The sequence below is a fragment of the Spirillospora sp. NPDC049652 genome, from assembly GCF_040675125.1.
Classification (GTDB): Bacteria; Actinomycetota; Actinomycetes; order Streptosporangiales; family Streptosporangiaceae; genus Spirillospora.
In genome coordinates this window covers 1-1096 of sequence record NZ_JBFAOF010001550.1, presented here as the reverse complement: position 1 = coordinate 1096, position 1096 = coordinate 1, and the positions used below count along the sequence as shown (strand labels likewise).

The following is a 1096-nucleotide window of genomic DNA, read 5'->3' as shown; positions in this document are numbered from 1 at the left end:
CGCGTCCGCCTCCCCAGGGCCGCGGCACCGGCCGTCCGCCCCGGACCCGCGCCGGCTGCGCTGGCTCGCCGGGGACCACCACGTCCACACGCAGTCCAGCTACGACGCCATGCACACGGTCGCGCAGCAGGTCGCGGCGGGCCGCGAGCACGGCCTCGACTGGATGGTGATCACCGACCACGGGCACGTCGCGCACGAGAAGTTCGCGGTCGAGCAGACCTACGCCGACGTCCTGCGGGCCCGGCGGGCGAACCCGTCCATGCTGCTCTGGCAGGGGCTGGAATGGAACGTTCCGTCCGGCGAGCACGCCACGGTCTTCTTCGACGCCGCGCGGGACGAGCTCAAGGCCCTGCGCGCCTTCGAGAAGCTCTTCGACGGCAACATCAACGGCACCAACCACACTTCGCCCGCCAACGAGGCGGCCGCGCTGGCCGGGCTGCGCTGGATGTCCGGCCAGATCGACCGGGGCGCCATCGACTCCGCCCTGATGATCGCCAACCATCCCAGCAGGAACGGCCGCTACTCGCCGCGCGAGTTCCGCGACTACCGCGACACCGCGCCGCACATCGCCGTCGGCATGGAGGGCTCCCCCGGGGCGCAGAACGACGGCGGCCACCGCGGCGGCTACGGCAACGCGCCCGGCACCGACTCCTGGACGGGCTGGCCGTCGGAGTCCTACCGGACGTTCGGCGGCTTCGACTGGATGACCGCCAAGCTCGGCGGCCTCTGGGACGCGATGCTCGCCGAGGGCCGCGGCTGGTGGATCACCAGCAACTCCGACATCCACAGCGCCAACGGCAGCACCCTCGCCTCCCCCTCCGTCCCGGACGGCTGGTACGACGCGCACGGCCGCTACCCCGACCCGGTCGACACGGGGACACCCCACACCTACGCCGACTTCTGGCCCGGCCAGTTCAGCCGCACCGTCGTCGGCGCGACCTCCCCGACCTTCCGCGGCGTCATGGACGCCATCCGCCACGGCCGCGTGTGGGTCACGATGGGCGGCCTGGTGTCGGACCTCGACGTGCGCGTCCACGGCGAAGGCGGCGGCCACCCGGCCACGCTGGGCGGCCGCGTCACGGTCAGGCGCGGCGCG

General features: G+C 73.5%; 1 protein-coding gene. It reads left to right on the top strand.

Annotation, left to right across the window (positions count from 1 at the left end; genetic code table 11):
- Positions 1–1096 (top strand): PHP domain-containing protein (locus AB0J52_RS41845; protein WP_500188853.1); only part of this gene is annotated, 1096 nt, incomplete at both ends.